This window comes from Aquimarina algiphila (assembly GCF_007489275.1).
In the GTDB taxonomy this organism is placed as follows: domain Bacteria; phylum Bacteroidota; class Bacteroidia; order Flavobacteriales; family Flavobacteriaceae; genus Aquimarina; species Aquimarina algiphila.
In genome coordinates, this window is the sequence record NZ_VLNR01000002.1 from 99427 (window position 1) to 118537 (window position 19111).

Here is a 19111-nt window from a genome sequence, read left to right on the forward strand (position 1 = left end):
ATGAAGAAATAGGAATAAATGAACAAGATACATTCCAAATTGACAAAGACGAACTACAACACCCAGACGACAGGGGAAACTAATATTATAATAATTATACTTACTATAGGTGCAATAGTAGCTGCTATTGCACCTTTTTTACATATTTTATGTTCAAAAGAATCTAAAATAGAACTTTTTGGATTTAGAAATGCAAGAATGTTTTTCTATGCAATTGGTTTGCCCGTCACACTTTTAATTAGTTCAATTATACTATCCTATATTTCCAACTTTATTGGAATCAAAAAAATAAATCAAGCAGTCAGGAGTATTGCTTTTATTTTTCTTTCAGTCTCTTTCTACTATATCGTATGGACATTTTGGGCTAAAGCGGATTTTCCACCAATAGTATACTATGGTATGATAATCTTAATTGCTTGCTCATTTGGTTTTTGTATGAATAAATTTCTTAGATATATATCCACCAGTACGAAGAGACTATTAGAGATATCAAACAAAATTCCTAATCTAGATTTACGAATAAAAACAGTTAATGATATTGCTAATATAATGCCAGATGATAATGAAGACTTAGTTACCTATAAAACAATGGTTGATGTAACTGGCGACAATTTAAAAGAAACAATTACAGAAATTAAAAAAGACCTGAATTAATGGCGAGCAAGAATAATCAAAATAACTTGTCAAGAAAAGAACTTCTTAGAAAACTAAAACGTGAATTTGAAGAATCTGAAACCCTTCAATGGTTTATTGAAGTTGAAATTAAGAGGTTAACTTCGAAAGGTAGCAACTATGAAGAAATAAAAAAACTAGCAAAACTTTCAGAAGAACAAATTTTTAAATCGAAAAAGAAAAAAGAATGAGAAATCAAGAAACATCGTTGTTTTCCTTTAGACCTGTAAGATAACTAGAAATTATGTCATAAAATTTATCATCTTTTATGAGTTCTAGTAATTTTTGAGAAGCAAACGTATTGATCTCTTTACCAATTATATACTTAAATGCGCTCTGTATCTCTTCATCAACAGTTATTAAACGAATTAATTTATCCTTTAATTTTTCGTCGACATCATTTTCTTGTAGTATTACTTCTTTTGGCTTACTGATCGTCGTAGAATCAGAAACTTTTAGTTCACCTTTTATAAGCCAGTTAAGATTTACATCAGGGTAATATGATATAAATTTTAATATGTTATCTTCTGTTATACCGCTCTTACTATCCAATACGCCCCTAGTAATACCAGTCTCTTTGTAAAACTTGTATTTTGTTATACCCTTGGCGGCAATATACTCAAGCATCCTTTTCTTTATAGACGACATTTTTTGTTCTTTTTATAGTATAAACAGATTATTTTGCTTATATTTGGTATATTAACCAATATATTATAACAAACATACAACATATTACGGTTAAACCGTAATTTATTACTCATATTTAACAGTATCTACTAACAAATTTAACTAAAGAGTTATGCTAAAAAAAGAAATATACAATAAAAATCGGGTATTATCTCCTTTTTACACTTCAACCATGTCATACGAGAATGATATTTTTGATCTTTTGCGTATCGACCCTAATCATTTTGAAGAATGTGTAAGAAACCATAAAACCTATGCGCTTTTATTAAGAAACTGGATTAAGGAGTGTTCGGAACAAAACACCCCTACTAATAAGGTTGCAAAAAATATAGTACAGTCAGGAGTATTATACTATATGGGATTAACACCTACCTTAAAATTTAGAACTTGATATAATAATCCTATCATAAAGCTACTCACGGCTTAACGACAAAAACAATCGTCATATCATTTTTGAAGTATTGAATATACTATACACTCACATCTAGTATACATACTTCTATAGAACTTGATATACATATAGGATATGAACAGATTAAATACAAGACAGCGAGTAGAAAGCTGGCTAAATACCTTTGGTCACTTGTTTAATAAAAATGCGCTTGAACGAGAAGTAAATATATCTAAAGGAATTTTACAAAAACACTTAAAATATGGCAGGAAGATAACCAACGAGGACATTATAGAGTTAAGAAAATTAATGAAAGAATTTAATGACTTTTTTAAAAGAGTTGAGCACTCTAAAAAAAACCAATAAATCCTATTATATAATCTTATAAAGGAAGGCAGGAGTAATACCTACATAAGTGAGTTTGTGTATAACCCCAATTTAATTGCTCCTGTGTCCTTTTTAATTTAACTCTTATATGCTACCAGACCATTTAGACGAAATACCTCCAGAGTTTCTTTTTGCCAACTTAAAGGATTTAAACATAGATATAGGCGAATTTATGTATCAGCTTTTAAACGATAATCCAGAAGCCATAAAAATTTATATTAACATATATATAAAACATAATACTAGTAAGCCCCCAGAGTCTTAACCGAACTCTAAATTTCATAAAACCTACTTATGCATTTTGGTATAAAAGGACATTTCCAGATTGTTCGTTTTAAAAAGCGTTACAGATATCTGTAAGGATTTTATTTAAAGTTGTTTTACTTTTACAATGAAAAACAACTTGTGTTTAATAACCTAAAAACCAAACCTATGAAACAATACCAAATTACCCCTAAGTAGAATCGCATAATACCCCTTTTAAGACAATTAAATTATAGCGCTGTAATTATTGTTTTAAACTCTAAGGCTTTTCTACTTTATCAAACCCAATATATTACTTCGGGCTTGATATTTTTTAACATAAATAGTAACCATTAAATTGACTCAAAATGAACAAATCATTTGTATGGGGCTTGCTATGCATTGCCCTGACCTATGCGCAGACTTCTTTTGCGCAGGACTGTACTGAAAAAGTCGCAGTCGCCAAAGATTATTTACCTGTTTTAGAATTCCTAACAACAGAGCACAAAAAAGATTTAAAGGAAAGCATTATTCAATGCGCTAACAACGGAAACGAAGAGGCGCAATACACTATTGCAGTCCTTAATCTTTCAATTAACCCAAGTGAAGGGCAACAAAAACTTTCTTTTACAACTATTAAGCAAAGGGCTGAAAGTGGAGATACTTCCGCGTTTGGAAAACTTGCTATGTTGTATAAAAAAGGAATAGGAACAGACGTGAATTTAACTGAATCATATAAGTGGTTTGATAGAGCCGCAGGAGATGGCGATTCGTTTTCTACGTATGCATTAGGTTATTTTCAAATGAAAGGTCTTGGAGAGGCAAGACAAGACTATTCAGGCGCACAAGATTGGTTTCAATCTGGAGATGAACCAATGGCTGAACTTTGGTTTTATGTTATGCGATATTTTGGCTATGGCATTTCAGCAAACAAACCACAAGCAATTAACGCTCTTAATGCGTTGAATACCCCTGAAAGCAATACATTGGCTCATTATTTAAGAAACCAATACGTTGAACCCTCTTCCCTGTCAAGTATAGAGGATTTTGTTATAAAAAACATGGATAACCCATTGTATAACAATCCTACAGGAACAGCTTACGACACTAGCACCGACTTAAAAAATGAGTACACAGGGAAGTTAGTTGAAATGGACTGGAAAAAACAAACACCAACCAGAGTAATAAACGAGTTCAAATTAAAAATCTTAGATAGAGAATCATACTATCCCAGATACTCTATAACCATAGGAACAACAACTAAGACAGGTGCATTAAAAATTAATTCAGGAAGCCTACAATTAGAAAATCTTACTTTTCCTATTGAGGAATTATACAGAACAAATCCAGACAGGGATTTTGTAACGCTTAAACTTGGAGGAATAGACTTGAGTTACGTTAAAAGCACACCTACAGAACCAAGTGAAGCCAAAGAAGTGGGACGTTTACACGCCTCTATTGTAGAGTACGATGACGAACCCGCACCACCTATATTCTTATTCCTCGATGCAGTAGATAAAGAACCAGAAGTACCGACACCACCAACACCTCCCGCAGTTGCAGAAATCACAAGTGTTTCACCTAATCCAACAAGAGGTAGAATTACGGTTCATTATTCAAAACCGGAAATAGCGGACTCATATTTAGTTTTAGATCAAGGAGCGAGAGAACTTGCAGTTTCAAAAATAAACACTAAAACAGGAGATTTTCAACATTCGTTTGACGACCTACTCTTCTATCCTTCAGGAGTTTATTACGTGAGGCTTTTTATAAATGGCAGAGCTGTAGACACTAAACAAGTTGTTAAACAATAAAACTATCCTATTATGAAATCTATATATAAAATTTTGATAATAGGTATAGTGTTCCTATTATCAGCTAACAGTCACGCTCAATTTGAATCAAAAACAGATATTACAGATTTTGATGAATACGAAGCTAAAGCAGGTCTAAACGCCTGTTATTGTGATTCAGAATTAGCTTACAATTTACTTCTACAACGATTAGACCAATTAGAAGGTCAAAGAAAACAGGAGTGGTTAGAAGGGCAACAGGTAAGGCTTAAAAATGAAATTGACCGAAGACTCAACGAAACACATCCTAATTATGCAGAAGCGGAAAAACAGCTTTTAAAAAGACATTACAAAGGCGATAATGATGCAATTATAAATCCATTAGCAGAACAAGCTAGCAAAAACTCTTTTGAGGACAAGAGAAAAGTTCAACAAAGAAGAGTTGAATATAATGTTTTAACTCATAGAGACGATGTAAGCGATATATTAGCTGATTATACTTTTGGTGATTTAACAAGCAAAGGGGTTAAGATCAAGGGTATGACACGCAGTCAAATTTTTGATAGAAGAAGAGAAATTCTTGATGAAATAAACCACACCTATAAACCCTCTGCAAATGCATCGTCTAAATTTTGGGATGGACTTAAAAAAGTTATTGACCAAGAATATATTTTAAACCGAATGGCTGAATTAGCCAAAGCACGTTATGACTCTTATAGCGTAGAGAACAGAGTAAAAGTAATAACAAAACTACTTGTAGAGCGAAATTTCGGTAATGGATGGGGAGCATATAATGAGGTGCCCTTGGTTTATAACACTAATGAGCATAACTATAGAGATTTAGCCCTTATTAGAGCCGATCAATTAGGAAATGTACAAAGCATCCCTCCAACAGAGCCAACAGGTGCAGAGTCAATAGCAGCTCACGCTTTAACTAATATTAGCCCAAGCGTTTTTGCTAACCTATACCAAAACGAGAAGTATAAAGACATAACAAGTGAAATAAACAAGTTCTTTAACAGATCAAACTATCACTTTGCTTCAATACGATCATTACGTAATGTAATAAACTTTCAAGAAAGCTTATTGCCACGAGTAAACGCAAGTGATGTAAGTAGCTATGGGATACCTCCAGTATATCAGTCTGCTTCAAACACAGAATTAGCAATGTCGTTTCGTGCAGATCGTGACGCACCAAATTACCACACATGGAGAGGAGTTGGAAACGTATTAGCAGAAATGTACGAAACCGACTTTTTACCAAACAGCTTGCAACAAGAAGGGTTTATAATAGCAAAGATTTTTAATAGTAATGGTATTAGTGTTCCTGATTGGGTTACAAACCAAGCCCTTGGAGAAATATTTGATTTTAACAAAACTCCATATGGCGGTAAACCCGGGTCTAATTTTTATTATCGTTTTGAAGTTATATTTAAACCCTCTATTGGTATACAGCTTTGGAATCAAAGTATAAATATAAATAACTTATTTGATGATCCTATACATATCGAAGGGGCTTCGGCACTAGCTAGAGGTGAATCTTTTAATTTTGCTTTTAGAAAAAAAGTATATGCTTTTTCTAATGCCTTAAATCTTAATACAAGTCAAAGAGATTGGCTAATTGATGATAAAAACAGGAAAGAATTTGATATTTTATATGACTTTTTTGAAAATAATGGATACAATGTTGATAATGTAGATTTTGGTAGGCAGTCAATAGTAACATTTATGAATGAAAACATGATACTTCCTGTAATTTCTTTCGATCAAAATTTTCCAAGATCAACTTACATGAAAGAGATTGTCAGAATGAATAAATGGATCAGACTTTTCGGTAATCGAGAATTAGGACAATTTATTGAAGCTATAACACCAAACCTTCCAAGCCTGACAAATCAAGAATTGTATAATTTATATAGCTTTACTTGGGAAGCACATAAAGACCTTAAATTAGCATATTATAGAATTCCAATTGAAACAGTTGTGGTCTTCCAACCATTTGTAGAACTTATTCTTTTTGATACAGGAATTGGGGTAGCGATTGCATTATTAGAAAAACTCCCCGCAGCAATTAGATCGGCAGAGATACTAGCAATAATTAATCGTTTAAGATCAGCGTCTCAATTTGGAGAATTAAAACACGCCAAAACATTTGGAATTAACACATACAATTCATTAGTTAGCACATTTAAAGCTTTGGGGTTGTCAAGGTTAAAAATGGGGGTTCAATTTCATCATTTATTTGAACAACGATTTGTGACACAATTAAAAGCATTACTAGGAGCAAATACAGGGAAATGGGAAAGTGTAGTTTTAACAGTAGAAGAACACCAAAAAATTACCCAAGCATGGAGAAGAATAATTGGGTATAATGGACAAGCAGTAGGAACAAGTGGAAAAGTCACAGCTACAGCAACACTAGCAGACATTCAAGCAGCAGCTAAAGAAGTATATAAAAATTATCCAGAAATATTAAAAGCACTAGGACTATGATAAAAAAACACAGCATATTTGCGAATTGGAGAAAAAAAGATGTTGACTTTTTAGCAAATCTTGGAATCACAATTGAAGAAGGTTATTTTTCTTTTCTTATTGAAGAGGGGTCTGTTTACAACGAAATAATAAAGCATTACACTGAAAATAAAGGTTTTTTTGTAAACAGAACACCTAAAGAATTTTCAAGCAAATTTGCTGTGGTTGAGTTTTCTATGGAAGAATTGGACAATTCAAAGTATTTCGTTTTACAAAACATAGGAAAACCAAAAGGGTATCCCTTTCCTAAAAACAACTTTGACAAAATGACCGAAGAAACATATACAAATTATTGTAAAAAATGTGAATCTAATCGTCAACAAAAAGCTCCTTTTAAAATAGAAAAAGAGCCTAAATTGTCTAAAAACCAAGTAAACTTTTCTTTCCATACAATTTTTGATGAAATGTTTTTTAATATAGATTTTTTCCAAGAGGTTTTAAAACCTCTTGGATTAAAATCTAAAGAAGTTTTAATTGGGAACACAGGTGTTCCTTCTAAAAATGTTGTTCAGCTCATAATTCCAGAAGCAGAAAGCTCTTTGTTATTAGATAATTCTGTATATGATATAAATACCTCCTGTGAAATTTGTGATACAAAAAAATATACTCAACAAATTTTAGGATTCATGCCTTCATTTAAAACGGACTTTGATTTCTTAATATGCAAAACGAAAGAATTTTTTGGAGAAACAGAAACCCGTCAGGCTATGAGGCGAATAATCATATCTAAAGAATTTTGTGACATATTAGTTAAACATAAGATAATTCATTATAACACAAATGAAATTTACCCAATAACTAATAAATAAATATTATAAAAAACCATATTCGAAGAACAATAAGAAAACTCTTATATAACCTAAACAAATAACAAATGAAAAAAACAATTCTATTATTAAGTATTATAACCGCAATGGTAATGTTTGGATGTAAATCTGATGATGAAGAAGTGCCAGAAAAATTTGATCATTTTGATTATACTCAAGAAGAAAAAAACGCAGAAATTGAAAAGATAAGGAACTACATTAAAGACAACAGCATTGAAGGAATGACAGAAACCGAGGATGGTATGTTTTATCGTATCGAAAAAAAAGGAGAAGGACTAACTGGTGAAAATTTTCAAGATGTAACTGTTTCTTTTGAGATAAAAATTACAAGTACAGGAGAAATTGGCTTTGGACATGGTGATAAAGATATCTATCCTAATGGTGCAATATGGGATTTTTTTGGTTTTGAAGGTCTTTATGAAGGAATAGAAGACAGTATTGAACTAATCAATGAAGGAGGTGAGATTTTTTCGATTATTCCTCCTTATATGCATATTGGCAAAAATGACCCTAATACTGGAGAAGATATATTTGAAGAACAATACGATGAAATTGTGACTCTTAAACTAGAATTAAAGCATCTTATACGATATAGAAATTAGCATCTCTCTAAATATACTTAACAAAGAGGATGACCAATGGACTTTAGCAGACAAAAAATCTCTTGGAATGTATTAAGACAAACCACAAAACCCCATATAGTTGAATAGTCCCAACTATATTAAAGGCGGGGTTAACTCCCCCTAGTTCCCCGCCTTTTTATTCCTTTAACAAGAGTTAATTACCCCCTCAACCTTTGCGTATAGACAATCTATACGCTACTAAAAAGGGAAGTTGTTGTGTACTTCCCTTTTTTCTATTGCTGCGGTGTTGTTCTTGGTTGAAGAGACTGTGCGGCATCCTTTATATTAAATCTGTTTTCAAAATTGATAGGCGCAGAATTTTCTTGTTGTCTTTGAGAGATCATTTTACTCATGTTTGTATCAATCAAATCCTGCCTTTTGTCTTTACGATCTTCCTTGTACATTGTCTCTTGTTCTCGACCTAAAGACTTTAATTTTTCTACAAAAATCTCAACTTGATATTCGCGTTCTTCTTTGGCTTGGTTGACTTTGTTTAGTTCTGCCTGTTTCATAACCTCAATCATTGCCTTTTCCTTTTCTAGTTGAACGGCTAATTGTGTCTCAAACTGCATGGTTTCTCGCTTGGCTTGTTCCGCTTGCATTGCTGCTTGTGCATTGCTTTGCGATTGGGCTTGTATTTGTCGCATTTGTTCTTCCTCTTTCTCCTTCATGCTCTTTTTTCTGCGATAGGTCAAATATGTTTCTGCCTGTTTGATATTCATTAGCGCAATACGTTCGGCTTTGATCTTATCGTCTACAGTTATAGAACCTTCTTGTAGGGCTATTCCCATACTTTCCTTAAACTCCTGCATTTCTACTTCGGTAGGTAGCATTTGTATGATAAAACCGAACTCATGCAAATGGCGATCTTCCAAGGCTCTTACGGCTTCAAGGTTTTGAGAACCTACGGCATTAGTGTATACATCTTTTAGGTCTTTGCCAAACCGGAAAATATCACCAAGGCGTGTACTAATGGTTTCACAGGTTTTTTTAGTGATCTCCATAGAAGCGTCAACGATCCCCTGTGTAGCGGTATTAGATTGCAGGATTTGCATTTGTTGTACTCCTACAAGGGTATCGCTTGGTGTACTCCCGTCACGGGCTGCATTTACTCCTGTTAAGTCTCGGATAATATTATAGTAGTGTAGCCAAGCTCGTACTAATTGCTCAAGCTTTGTGGACTGCGCACTTGTTGGGGTTCTAAGGGCAGCACGATCTTTTATCCCTTCGTCGCCTAAATCCGCACGGGTACTAAAGACGATACCTTTAGAGTTAAACAGGTTTAAAGCATCTTCCCACGTAAGCTTTTTCCCGCTTTTCGTGCTTAGTTCTGCCAGCATATCAATATCAATTTCTACACCGTCTGGGCGTAACTCTGCGATAAGTTGCTGCGTCTTTAAGTGTATACGTTGCATCTGTCCGTCAATAGGCTCGATAGTGTCTACAAAAGAGTTTAGTCTATTGTTATAAATATTGCTAGATCGTGCAATAAAACAAGGCATTGCACGGTTGTTTTTGTCTCTGGCAAGGATTTCACTTTCTTTATATCCGTAGATATAATCAGAACCCATAATAAAATTCCCCTCGTACCATGTGTCTAGTGTTTTGGCAACACGTTCATTCTCGCTACGTTTAGAGGTATATGTAGATTCACGTTTAACCATTGTGAAACTACCATGTTTGTTTTTGCGCTTTTTATAGGTTATGTTTTTAGAGGTTCTAAAAGTGAAGCGTAGCACGTTGATTTTGTAATTTAAAACCTCGTTTATTTTTACTCTCCTAAAGTCTAAAATAGTTTGCCCTTGGTTCGTGTTTTGGGTTGCGTATTTCTCTGCTATTTTTCTAAGTGTCGCCTCGTCATAACCAGACTCTTGTTGTATTTGGCTCAAGGTTATGGTATCTACTTCAGCAAAATAATGAGCGTCACTAAAATCTTTCTTACGCACGTAGGAGTGTATGAAGTTTTCTATGTCTACATACTTGACAACAACCCCGTTATATTTATCGGTATAGACACGTACAACGCCCAAAGCATTTTCTACGATATCCTTATCCACCATTTCCTTAATTAACTTCCAGTTGTTTGTGCTTTTTACGTATTTAATTAGCAGTTCTTCGGCTATCTCTATTTTAGGCTTAAAGGCTAACTCGGTATGCATTTCGATATCCTCATTATCCTCTGGGATATATCCTTCATCCCTTAGATCGATCCCTAACATTTGGTTTGCCTTTTCTAGCATAGGGGCGGCAACCATTTTCTTTTTTAAACCTTCTTTAAATTTCTTTTTCTCTAAGGCTGCGGTGCTGTCTATTGCGGAAATATCAAGGCGGTACAAATCTTCACGAATACCGTTAGCCACGATATCCACGAACTTACCCGCAATATTAAGGGGCGACCAATCCATGTTCATGTAGTTTAAATCCCCTTGATTTCTTGCGGCTATATTTTTATCACGGTCAATACTTTGTTTCCCTCTGGAGAACAAGCGATTTTGCACAATACGTTCCCTACGGTTTTTGTAATCCGCACCGTTACTAATCATGCCCCCGTTAAACCACTCTAAAGAGATTGCTTTAGCCGCCTGTAGCCCGTATGCGTCCCCTTTTTTTTCTTCGTCGGATGCTAACGGGTCAGGGAAATAATCCCTTTTCATTTTTGTTTCCATGTCCATAGCCTATGCCTTTAATACGCTTACAGTTCCCTTGTTATTCCAAGTAGAAAGCTGTAACACTCGTTTTTTTACTACTCTTGTTGGTGCTGCGGTCAATTTTTGGTTTGCTAATAATGCTAGGCTTGAACTTATATATGCATCGTATTTTGTTCTCTTCTCTGGGTCTACATCTTTCCAGTGGGTTAAGGTTCTGGAAAAAGGCATTGTTCCCATTTCCCCTGTGGGTCTATAGGTGTTTGTTCTGGCAACTCCTACATAATCGTTAATGTGAGATTCAACCGCATAAAACTGTGCGTCTGCAATTTTATTTCCTTGTGCGGGGACACCTCCGAACTCTTTTTCCGTAGGGCTTAATTCATTCCATTTTAGTCCTGGTCTATTCATGGAGAATCCTCTGTAACCTCTATTGTATAAGACAGTTAGGAATTTCTCATTTGATAATTCTATCAAAGTTGGCATGGAAAAGTAGCGCATTGCAAGTATCATGTCCTCGAAAAAATGCTCGACTTTTGCGGGTCGATCTATGTATTCTAAAACAAACTGATTGCATGGCGCACCCACCATATTGTATTTTGTATAAAGGTGAATAGAGCCTTTAGAACCTCTTTTGTCAACGGTCTGACTTCTATTGTATGGATCACAACCAAAAGCCCCTACGTGTTCCGCTTTAGGGTGTCTGGAATATACCCCGCGAACGGTCTTCCACTCAAATTGATTTCTAATCTCTTTGGGGGGATGCCACGTAAGAAAAAACCGTCCATTCTTATCAGGATTCCACTGTGCCTCGCTGTCCTTAATGCCGTCTTTCCAATAAAAATTTCCTCGTTGTACATAGTCTTTTGGTAACTCTTTTTCGTTATGATCTAGTTGCTCGTAGATTTTCATTATATCAAATCGACAATCCCCTGCTTCATCTCTAAAGGCGTGTTCTTCTTTCCTTGGGAATTGCCGTAAATGTTCGTTATAGTCAATTGCGTTGCTCTCTAAGGCTTGCAGTTCATTATCTAAATATGTATTTGATCCACAGGTAACTTTTTCCCCAAACTCATTATAAAGAAATGTCTCTGGATCATTAGGAATACTAAACCCATATTGATCGAAAAACCCTTCATATCCATATTGTGCGGGAATGAATAAATGATATAATCCTGAAACCGTTTGACCGTTTTTTGTTCTTTGGGTAGGATCAGAATCATAGTATATATTTTTGAATTCTAAACCTCCCTTGCTCATAGCGTTAACGGTTGATCCCACTAAACTTTTTCCCACAATACGGCTACCTAAACGGTGCGAGGTTTTTATAATACTCCAGTACCGATCAAAAGGCGTTTCTTTAGGGAATTTTCCGGCTTCATCGATTGCGGATCGTAACACCCGTTCCCCATCCATTGCGTTTAATACCGTTGAGTAGTATTTAATTGTAGTGTCTAGTCCTTCGTTCATTTTCTTTGTTGAGGACGAACTACGTTTACGGGTGGGTTCTGATAAGATCAATTCTTTTTTCGGGGTGGTTGTACCGTCCCAAACAGGTTGAAAAAATGGAGGTAATTTTTTAAAGGCTCGGATTAGTCGCCCAAACATCGAACGGGCATCTTCTCCGGTTTTAGAAATAATTCCACACAGTCCGTTTTCGGTTCTGGTGGCTATTTCCAATTGTTCCCCGATACATAATGCTGTCCATCCCCAACGTCTATTTTTTACATAACAGATCCCGTAACATCTTTGGTCTGCTTTACAAGCCTCCCAATACAACATAAGTTCATTTTGTATCACTCTAAAAGTAGGATAACCTTCATCGAGTTTTACCCAATTCAAAAAGAAATACATTGTACCTGTAATGTATTGTGTTTTGCCTCCAATATTTATAAAAAGCCCGTTATCTCTACGATGCCATTGTCGCTCTATATACGACTCATATGCTTTATCAAATTGGGTTTCTTCCGTTAATCCTTTAGGTAGCGGGTCACGTTGCCATTTTTGGTTATGAGGTGCAAGATCATGGTTGAGTATTTCCTTTTTTAAAGGGGTGGCGGGTAGTGCAATTTTAATAGAATTGATGGTAATTATTTTCCCTATTGTCCCATCTTTGCTAATCACAACAATATCGTATTCAGGCTCATATCCATATTTCCAAGACTTCGCTTTATTGCGCATACGCACTGTAGTTCGTGGAACTATAGTGTTGTCTTTTTCCATATGTCCTAAATAGTTAATCACCCTAATTTTGCTTTTCGTTTTGTCCAATTCATAATGACTGTTTCATCCTTAGAATCGTCCTCGCTTTCTCCTATTAATATTTTCTCTAATTCATCTACTTTTTTAGAAGCCCATACTGCGTGTTCTGCGGCTAGTCTTCTCGATACAAGTGCGGATTTCATCCCGCTTTCTTTTAGTTTTTTACTTATGGTTTTATCGACGATATCTAAATTATTGTCTACCATTCCTTTTAATTCTTTGATTAGGCGGGGGATCACTTTTGTTAAATATGTGAGATCAGAAAAAGCGTCTTTTTCTTCGTCCCCTCCCAATTCAAATTTCATTCGCCCTATTTCTTTGGCTGACCATATCACATCTTCGACGGCTAATTTTCTTGATTCTAAAGCCGCCTTTAACTCGTTTTCTTTGGTGGCAGGATCAATGTTTTTACTGACCACTTCCAAACTATTTTCTAGCATGGTTTTTAGTTTCGCCACTAGATCGGGTAAGGTTTCTTTGTAATATGATTTGCGTTTTGTTTTCATGTCACTACAGCTAACAAATCCCTATTATCCATACAATAGTATACCTCACCATCTAGTCTAAATTCATAATCTCCAAAGTCCACGAAAAAAACCTTATCGCCTTTTTTTACTCCTTGCTCTTTTAGTTCATCATTTAGATATTTCACATGACCATATTGTTGTATATATCCGTGTGTATTTGATTCTATTTTTGTGTTATAAAAGTTATCCGGTAAGGAGAATCCTTTTATTTGGTAATCTTCTTTCTTTGCCTTTATGGGTTGCACTAAAACATGAATATGATTGCATTGCCATTCATCTTGTGGCGTTGCTCTGTACATTACAATGAGATCGTTCTCAATCCGGTAATGTCCTTTTTCCTTATCCATTAAATAAATAGGGTCTGTTTTAACCCCTTTATATACTTGGTACATCAGTACGGTATGGACGACTAAAACCTCATAGCCCACTTTTATTTTAGTGACATAATCCCTTGGCACTGCAATTACTTTTCCTATACGATTGGTATGTCTTGTCTTATCAAAAGACGGGTCTATATCCAAGGTTAATGTCCCATAGGTTACTTTATCTTTGAGTGGTTTTTTTATCTCAACGGTGAATTCATTTAAGGCTTTTAGCATTTGGATTCTTTGTTTTTTTGCCCTTCAAACCAGTTCCAAAAATCTGCGTGTGTTACTTGTCTTTTATTTTCAAGATTCACTAAATTATTTTCCCTTGAGTTTGATAACATATAGTTTCCAAAAGCGGTTAATTGTTCGATTGTAAAAGTTTCTGTTTCCATATTTTTTGTTTTAAAAAGTTGAAGCTGTCATATATGTTCCTGAAATCCGTATTTGACCACCACCACCAACGAAACTAACAGCACTATAAAGAGAGCCTGAATTACTGTTTAATGCGTTTTTAATTAGTATTTGGATCGTTGTGTCATCTGAATCATCGATAATCCCTCTCATGTTGTAGTAGTTGACATTTCCCCCTGTGATTTGTGGTTGAGAAATTTCGGCATCGTAGAGGCAACTGTATGGCAGTCCTTGAATAACTAATTGACCTGTAGGAACACCTACATTACCCACCTGTATTAGATACATGGTGAAATACACTAGAGAGCCAATTTTTAGATACCTAGCGTGTTGCAGTGTATAATTGTATGTTGCTCCACCGCCTAAATCTGCTATTACAGGGTTAAAAGTTCCCCGTTCTTCAGTTAAGCCTCCAATAAGGGCTAGTCTTCCGTCTAAATATCCTTTATCTATTAATGATCGGTCTTCGTAATCTGCGGAGTAATCCGCACCGTATTTGATCCCACCATAATTACTATAATCAAAATATGTTGCTCCTGAAACATTGTTTATTTCTAAATGGGACTCGGTAGGGGAAACGCCCCCAAAGTCACCTGTTCCAAGCGTTAAGGATTCGCCCCCGTTTATGGTTATTCCTTTGCCTAACGGTTTGCTGTTTGTGCCTATGGTAATCCTTTTGTTTAATTGACCAGTAGAAGCCCTTTTTTGTAAATCAACATTACCAACGGTATTGACCTCGAAATTGACCTCTAAATCTGATCGAAATTGTGTTGTGCTGATCATACTGCCATGAGCAATACTTTTATACTCTCCAAAATCTTCGTTCCAAACCACATAATTCGGGTTATCAGAACCATCATTAAAAGCGTCTTTAATTCGGTATATTTTATTAATATCTCCAGTAGCGGGTAAGTCCGTAGTAAAATCTACCAGAACTAAAGCAGAAGATGAAGCCGCAAAAAGGTTTTCTACAAATTCCTTGTCTACTAGCGACCTATCGGTATAGGCAAGTGAATAATCTGCGTCATATCTAATTCCTCCAGTATTGGTGTTGTCTAAGATCACTGCGCCTGTGTCTCTCATTGTAATGGAAATCCCTTCACTTAATAGTTTACCGCCACCTTTTAAGGTCATTGAGCCACCTTCTAAAACTGTTGATGAGTCAGTAGGCGAAAATGGGTTCATCGTGAGCCTACTATAGTCTGTGGTAGTTCCGTCACCATCCCTTAAAATCCTGACACTTCCCTGACCTCCTGTAACCACAACGGCATTATCTTCGTAGTTCATTACTACGTTACCATATGTTTTTCCGTTTAGTAAACTCAAGTAATCAGACCGTATCGTGTCCCAATGTAAAAACGTATTAGAATAATCGGCAGGGTCTTGTATTACATATATTTTTGTAGGATCACCAGTAGCGGGTAAGTTCCCGAAACTATCTAAAAAAACAAGTTCTGTACCCGGATTGCTTTGTTGTAAAGTACCGTCAAGACTACTAAAAGAGAGAACATTATTTATTACAGGCGTTCCTATTGATGGTGAGTTAACCCGTATAGTTGTATCGGTTAAATAAATAGTGGATTCATCAGTGCCGAGTTTAGCGATAAGACCTAAACTTTTTACATTTGCCTCTAGTTTTTTTTCTCCCCCTGCACCAGAACCCGCATTTAGTTCTATGAAATTAGGCTTAAAGGAAATGCTAAAACTATCCCCGTCTATTATGTGTGAGTTTACAACATCAAAAGAATCTGGGGCTAAAGAAAAGACACCGAAAGTTGTAGGGCTACTTATGTTATATAACAAACTTGCATTATTCGCACCATCATCATTTATACTTGCAATAATCTCTTTATTGATATCTCCTAACTCAATATTTTGGTTATCTATTTTAACCCCTCCGTCTATTGCGGTAAGATCAGTACCCCCTGCGGTTGGTGCTAAAGCAATAATATCACGAATAGGAAAATTCTTGGTTTGGTTGCTTTGTTCTGCATCCGTTCCTAAGACAAAATCATCTATGGTTACTTTATCGTCTTTTTCAAATTCTTCTACTCTCATAGCGGTTTGTTTTAGTCATTAGTTAGATAGGTTGCTGATAATTGTATTCTTTGATCTGATCCCGAAAAGGTTATTGCTGCATAGTTTCTTCCTGTTTGTGGAAGACCACTGTTTGCGGGTTTGATTTGAAATCTAAATTGATCGGTTGTCCCTCCCGATCTCACAAAAACGCCTTTTATAATATCAAAATCAACTGAGGGTGAAGCGGCTCTAAAGTCGGTTACAATCACTGTTCCATCTCCAGAGACTTCAAAAGGCATCCCTTGTATTGCTAAAATCCCTGTAGGAATATTGGTTGTGGTTATAGAAGAGATAAGCAACTCTAAATAAACAAGCTTTCCAATTCTGTAATAGGTAGCGGATTGAGTAAAGGCATATGTCGCGCCACCTCCGAAATCTAGTAATTCAGCCGTCCATACGCCCTCACTAGCGACTCCTGACAAACCAGTAACAAAAGCTCTATCCACTAATGACCTGTCGGTATAGTTAGAAGAGTAGTCACTTGCATATCTAAGCCCTCCGGTATTGGTGTTGTCTCGAAGAATTGCGCCCGTTTGACTCATTGTAATGGAAGCACCTTCAGAAATCAAACTCCCGCCTCCTTGTAAAAACAATGTCCCGCCTTTTAAGCTTACTCCATTGTTTGCTCCTGAACTTATTTCTAATTCACCGAAATTTGCTGCTGTTCCGTCGCCTTCTCTGGCTACCCTAAATTGTCCGGTAGTCCCTACTATTTCATAAAAATAATCTTCAAATAAAATTTCTACTGAATTCTGTGTTTTTCCGTTGGATATACTTGTGTATTCACCAATACCACTATCGAAATGATAAAATGCTTCGTAATCTTCGTTAGGGTCTTGTATTAAGTATATTTTTGAAGAGTCCCCATTTGAAGGTAAAGACGCATAACTATTGAGGATAACTATGTCCCCACCTGATCCTGAACTTGGTGTGCTTTGCCCGATAGTTCCGGTTGCATCTATAAAGGATAAAACGTTGCCTGCAACTGGTGTTCCTATAAAGTGGGAGTTAATTTTTATTCCTGTTACATCAACATTTATCGAGTTTTTATTTGCTGTTGCTCCATCCTCAAGGAGTATTCCACTGGTAGAGATTGAGAACAATTGCATTGCTTTTGCGCCTCTTCCTTCAATTCTAAAAGTGTTCCCTGCGCCTATAGCAAGGGTAGTGTCTTGTGCTGTTGTTCCTCCAATCTCAATATTATTCCCATCTAAAATAACACCTCCCGTACCATCTGCGGTAAGGTCAATTCCTTCTGAAGCTAAAGCAATAATATCACGAATAGCAAAGTTTTTGGTTTGGTTGGTCTGCTCTGCATCCGTTCCAAGCACAAAGTCGTTTATCGTTACATTGTCGTCTTTTTCAAAATCTTCTACTCGCATAATGGTTTATTTTTATGAATCAAACTCCTATAGTTTGATCGTATACGCTTTTAATTTCTACCTCTGTCAATAGCCTTTTCCATACGAAAAAATATCGTAGAGAACCGTCCATGCTTTCTGCATCATTATTGTTAACTGCTCCAATCAAAAAATCCCTGGTCGAAGTCCCAACGGTTACGGCTGAAGTTTCATTAAGTCTTTCGGTTAGGTTTTGATACACAATCGTTTTATCATTGGTGTTATCACGTTGCAGGGTTATCATTGTTTCATCTATGGGCGGTGCTTCTGTATAGTTTTTAAACACCCTACCATCGTGAAAAAAGAGTCTACCGGATTTAAAACTAAGTCCCATCTGACCTAAAGAGCCTGAAATGTTACCAAGCCAATCACCGGTATTTGCTCCTGTTCCACAAATAGCAATTATAGTGTAGTCTGTAGCGGGTTGTGGAAAATTTAAATCTCCGACTATTCCAAAATCTAAAAAGTCCCCGTTTCCTTGGAATCTTATTTGTCTTCTTCCTCCTGCTTCTTCAATAACTGGCTGTCTATTAATGTCTGTCTGCTCTGCAAATGGGGCGGTGCTTCCTGAAATTATATTTCTCCATTGCTCAACACTTTCCCCAATTAAGGCGGCACTTCCTGTAGTGGTATATGCGGACTCTGGGGTAAGAGCAACTAAAGCGTCTGCGGGTAATGCCAATTCGTCTGCGGGGGCGTGTCTGTATACTCGTTCTATCTTATAAACAATATCAAAAACTCCCGCCTCCCCGTCACAGGTAAGGTAAAATGTACCTCCATTAGTTAAAAAGGTTTCACTGGTATAGAAATCTAAATCTTCGGTAACGGCTGTTACTACGGTTGCACCTCTGGCAAGTCTAATGGTTCTCGTCCATATCGTGCCGACTGCCCCGCCTATATCTAGTTCTAAGGTTAGGTTTCTATTGTTTAATGTTGGGTTGACATTAAATCTAACCCGTACCCTGTAGGTGTCTAACTCGTTGTCAGGCATGAATTTATTTGCTACTAGCCAATCCGTACTTCCAGAAGGGGCGGCTGTATTAACAACATTTGCCCCGTTGTTTTCTAATACGGTTCTTGCTCCTGTAACAAGATTTAAAGGTATACCGCTTGTATATTGGTCGTCGGCATATTGAACCCACCCTAAAAATGCTTTTTCTACTTTCCTCTTGTTAAGCCGTTGTACATTTGCCGTGTTGTTATCTATTTCCGAAGTAAGATCGACAATTGTGTTTTCTAGATATTCTGTTAACCTTGGCATAAT

The 19111-nt window shown here is 36.0% G+C and carries 18 protein-coding genes; 9 read left to right on the plus strand and 9 right to left on the minus strand.

Annotation, left to right across the window (positions count from 1 at the left end):
• The first annotated feature begins 18 nt into the window (after positions 1-18).
• Positions 19-654 carry a hypothetical protein gene (locus FOF46_RS01220; protein WP_143915203.1) on the plus strand — a complete coding sequence of 212 codons (636 nt, stop codon included), beginning with the start codon at positions 19-21 and terminating at the stop codon, positions 652-654.
• A gap of 26 nt (positions 655-680) precedes the next feature.
• Positions 681-863, plus strand: coding sequence for a hypothetical protein (locus tag FOF46_RS01225; protein WP_143915204.1), 183 nt, complete (start codon positions 681-683; stop codon positions 861-863).
• A gap of 4 nt (positions 864-867) precedes the next feature.
• Here FOF46_RS01225 and FOF46_RS01230 read toward each other — a convergent pair whose 3' ends face one another.
• Positions 868-1320 carry a hypothetical protein gene (locus tag FOF46_RS01230; RefSeq protein WP_143915205.1) on the minus strand — a complete coding sequence of 151 codons (453 nt, stop codon included), beginning with the start codon at positions 1318-1320 and terminating at the stop codon, positions 868-870.
• Between the two features lie 151 nt (positions 1321-1471).
• Between FOF46_RS01230 and FOF46_RS01235 the strand changes: the two genes are divergently transcribed.
• The 7 genes from FOF46_RS01235 (at position 1472) to FOF46_RS01260 (ending at position 8134) form a co-directional block, all read left to right on the plus strand.
• Complete coding sequence (locus FOF46_RS01235) at positions 1472-1750, plus strand: hypothetical protein (protein ID WP_143915206.1); 279 nt, start codon at positions 1472-1474, stop codon at positions 1748-1750.
• Positions 1751-1885: 135 nt separating this feature from the next.
• Entirely contained in the window at positions 1886-2116 is a 231-nt protein-coding gene (locus tag FOF46_RS01240) for a hypothetical protein (protein WP_143915207.1), read from the plus strand.
• A gap of 109 nt (positions 2117-2225) precedes the next feature.
• A complete protein-coding gene (locus FOF46_RS31285; RefSeq protein ID WP_167571718.1) occupies positions 2226-2402 on the plus strand; it encodes a hypothetical protein in 177 nt (58 codons plus the stop codon).
• 346 nt (positions 2403-2748) lie between these two features.
• Positions 2749-4194, plus strand: a complete 1446-nt coding sequence (locus FOF46_RS01245; RefSeq protein WP_143915208.1) for an SEL1-like repeat protein — start codon at positions 2749-2751, stop codon at positions 4192-4194.
• A gap of 12 nt (positions 4195-4206) precedes the next feature.
• Positions 4207-6666, plus strand: a complete 2460-nt coding sequence (locus FOF46_RS01250; protein ID WP_143915209.1) for a hypothetical protein — start codon at positions 4207-4209, stop codon at positions 6664-6666.
• Entirely contained in the window at positions 6663-7514 is an 852-nt protein-coding gene (locus tag FOF46_RS01255) for a hypothetical protein (RefSeq protein WP_143915210.1), read from the plus strand. Before FOF46_RS01250 ends, FOF46_RS01255 begins: the two co-directional genes overlap by 4 nt.
• Positions 7515-7579: 65 nt before the next feature.
• Positions 7580-8134: a hypothetical protein gene (locus FOF46_RS01260; RefSeq protein WP_143915211.1), complete on the plus strand. Its 555-nt coding sequence runs from the start codon at positions 7580-7582 to the stop codon at positions 8132-8134.
• 254 nt (positions 8135-8388) lie between these two features.
• Here FOF46_RS01260 and FOF46_RS01265 read toward each other — a convergent pair whose 3' ends face one another.
• The 8 genes from FOF46_RS01265 to FOF46_RS01295 are packed head-to-tail and all read right to left on the minus strand — an operon-like array spanning position 8389 to position 19108.
• Complete coding sequence (locus FOF46_RS01265) at positions 8389-10827, minus strand: hypothetical protein (RefSeq protein ID WP_143915212.1); 2439 nt, start codon at positions 10825-10827, stop codon at positions 8389-8391.
• A gap of 3 nt (positions 10828-10830) precedes the next feature.
• Entirely contained in the window at positions 10831-13044 is a 2214-nt protein-coding gene (locus FOF46_RS01270; protein WP_143915213.1) for a hypothetical protein, read from the minus strand.
• Entirely contained in the window at positions 13041-13568 is a 528-nt protein-coding gene (locus FOF46_RS01275; RefSeq protein ID WP_143915214.1) for a hypothetical protein, read from the minus strand. Before FOF46_RS01275 ends, FOF46_RS01270 begins: the two co-directional genes overlap by 4 nt.
• A complete protein-coding gene (locus FOF46_RS01280; RefSeq protein ID WP_143915215.1) occupies positions 13565-14188 on the minus strand; it encodes a hypothetical protein in 624 nt (207 codons plus the stop codon). Before FOF46_RS01280 ends, FOF46_RS01275 begins: the two co-directional genes overlap by 4 nt.
• Positions 14182-14349: a hypothetical protein gene (locus tag FOF46_RS31290; RefSeq protein WP_167571720.1), complete on the minus strand. Its 168-nt coding sequence runs from the start codon at positions 14347-14349 to the stop codon at positions 14182-14184. Before FOF46_RS31290 ends, FOF46_RS01280 begins: the two co-directional genes overlap by 7 nt.
• 10 nt (positions 14350-14359) lie before the next feature.
• The gene (locus FOF46_RS01285; protein WP_143915216.1) at positions 14360-16426 is read right to left on the minus strand and encodes a hypothetical protein; all 2067 of its coding nucleotides are present in this window, start codon (positions 16424-16426) and stop codon (positions 14360-14362) included.
• A gap of 11 nt (positions 16427-16437) precedes the next feature.
• The gene (locus tag FOF46_RS01290) at positions 16438-17829 is read right to left on the minus strand and encodes a hypothetical protein (protein ID WP_143915217.1); all 1392 of its coding nucleotides are present in this window, start codon (positions 17827-17829) and stop codon (positions 16438-16440) included.
• Between the two features lie 19 nt (positions 17830-17848).
• Positions 17849-19108, minus strand: a complete 1260-nt coding sequence (locus FOF46_RS01295; RefSeq protein ID WP_143915218.1) for a hypothetical protein — start codon at positions 19106-19108, stop codon at positions 17849-17851.
• Positions 19109-19111: the final 3 nt, after the last annotated feature.